The sequence below is a fragment of the Massilia sp. CT11-108 genome (assembly GCF_047302915.1).
GTDB classification, from domain to species: domain Bacteria; phylum Pseudomonadota; class Gammaproteobacteria; order Burkholderiales; family Burkholderiaceae_D; genus Telluria; species Telluria orientalis.
The window spans coordinates 1-1,958 of record NZ_JBKYMO010000760.1; the positions used below are offsets into that span (position 1 = coordinate 1).

At 67.5% G+C, this 1,958-nt stretch carries 2 protein-coding genes and 1 pseudogene; all 3 read right to left on the reverse strand.

The genetic code is table 11. The features are described from left to right. Positions 1 to 389, reverse strand: a 389-nt coding sequence (locus ACEN88_RS30350) for a response regulator (protein WP_413345699.1), incomplete at its 3' end; no start/stop codon positions are given. Further along, the gene (locus ACEN88_RS30355) at positions 367 to 1,716 is read right to left on the reverse strand and encodes an HD domain-containing phosphohydrolase (protein WP_413345701.1); all 1,350 of its coding nucleotides are present in this window, start codon (positions 1,714 to 1,716) and stop codon (positions 367 to 369) included. The genes ACEN88_RS30350 and ACEN88_RS30355, both read right to left, overlap by 23 nt. 46 nt (positions 1,717 to 1,762) lie before the next feature. Continuing rightward, positions 1,763 to 1,958 (reverse strand): annotated as a pseudogene (locus ACEN88_RS30360) (hypothetical protein); the annotation flags it as partial.

The window sequence follows — 1,958 nt, forward strand, 5'->3', positions numbered from 1 at the left end:
AGGAAGAACTGGTCGCGGCGGGCGAACGCTTCGCGCACCGTCGCGACCAGTTCTTCCTGCTGCCACGGCTTGGCCAGGTAGCGGAACACTTCGGCGCGGTTCACGGCGTCGGCCACCTCGAGGATTTCCTTCGTCGCGGACACGACGATGCGGACCGCTTCCGGCTGCAGGCCTTTCATGAGCTGGAGCACGTCGGCACCGTTCAGGCCGGGCATGCGGTAGTCGGAGATGACGACGTCGAAGTCCTGTTCGCCGGCACGGAGCACGGCCGCTTCCGGCTCGTCGAACGCTTCGATCACGACGTCGTCCGCCGGGAATGCCGCGCGCAGGGTGCGCCGCAACGCGCTCAGCACGGACGGTTCGTCGTCAAGAATGAGAATGCGGCGCATCGGGAGACCCTGACTTCACGAAAAGTTGTAATTCGATCGACGAGCGGCGCTCGTATTCGGTGAGCTGCTTCAGCATCCGGTCGGACAGCACATGGTCGGCCGACAGCAGCAGCGTCCCTTCCGGGGACAGCAGGTCGCGGCTGAGCACCATGCCCGGCTTGAGCTGGGCCGTGCCCATCGCGACTTCGGCGATCACCTCGGCCACGCTGCGCCCGGTGCGGATATCGTAGAACGCTTCGACGACTTCCGGGTCGTAGCGCTTGCCGCGGCTTTCCGCGACGAGTTCCGTCGCCTGCGCCGCATCCGCGCGGCGCTGCGCGAGCAGGCCCCGCTGCAGCGCCTCGTAATCGTGGGCCACCGCCAGGATGCGCGCCCCGAGCGGAATGTCGAAGCCGGCCATGCCTTCCGGGAAGCCGGCGCCGTCGAAGCGCTCGCGGTGGGCGCCGATGATGCGTGCCGCCTCGCGCAATTCCTCGAGCGGCATCAGGAGCTGTTCGCCCAGGTGCGGGTAGGTGCGGTAGAGCCCGAGATTGTCACCTTTCAGCACGGATTCCGGAATGCCGATCAGGCCGTCGGGAAAGCCGGTTTTGCCGATTTCGTGCAGCAGGCCCGCCACGAAGATGTCCTGCGCCTCGCGCGCGGTCAGGCCCATGCGCATGGCGATGCGGCGCGCCAGGTCGGCGACCTTGCGGCCGTGGCCGGGCACGGCGCCGGCGCGCGTCTCGACCATGCTCGAGAACACCTTGATGAGCGTGAGGAAGTTGTTCTTGAGGCGTTCGTGCGAGGCCTGCAGCGATTTCTGGGCTGCGGACAATTCCGCAGTCCGTTCGCGCACGCGCTGCTCCAGGTTCGCGTTCAGGTCGCGCAGCTGCTCGTTCTGCTGGCGCGTCAGTTCTTCGAGCCGGATCTTTTCGCGCTGCAGCGACTGGCGTTCCAGCGCGTCGCGCACGACGAGCAGGATGGCCTCCTCGTTCCACGGCTTCGTGATGTAGCGATAGACCTCGCCGCGGTTGATCGCGCCGACGGTGGCCTCGTGGTCGGCGTGGCCCGTCAGCAGCAGGCGCAGCGTATCCGGCCAGCGCTGGCGCACGCGTTCGAGGAATTCGGTGCCGTTCACCTCCGGCATCTGCATGTCGGAGATCACGATGTCGACGTGCTCTTCTTCCAGCACGGCCCACCCGGCCGCGGCGCTGCCCGCGACGAGGACCTTGTAGTGTTCGCGGCGGAACAGGCGGCGCAGCGCGGCGAGGATGTTCGGCTCGTCGTCGACGCACAGGATCGTGGCCGCGGGCGCATCCGGGCGCGCGGTGGCGGAAAACATGTTCATGACTGAGCCTCCATGGCGCCAGCCCTCTCGATAATGTCGTTCATGGCTAATCTTGCATCAAAAGGCGGCACGCTTCCTCGAACTGCCCTTCCGTCTCGCGGCACACGGCCTGCAGTTGTTCCGGCAACAGGCCGAGGTTGGCCGCCGCCACGCCGGCCATGCGCCCGTTCGGATCGAGCGCGTGCACCAGCCCGTTCGCGACGTGCACGACGCCGGGGATGTCGGCCAGGTCGGCCGCGGCC

Bases quoted from the DNA above. Each gene is read 5' to 3' on its own strand.
- ACEN88_RS30355 (WP_413345701.1), bottom strand. From the start codon at position 1,716: ATGAACATGTTTTCCGCCACCGCGCGCCCGGATGCGCCCGCGGCCACG.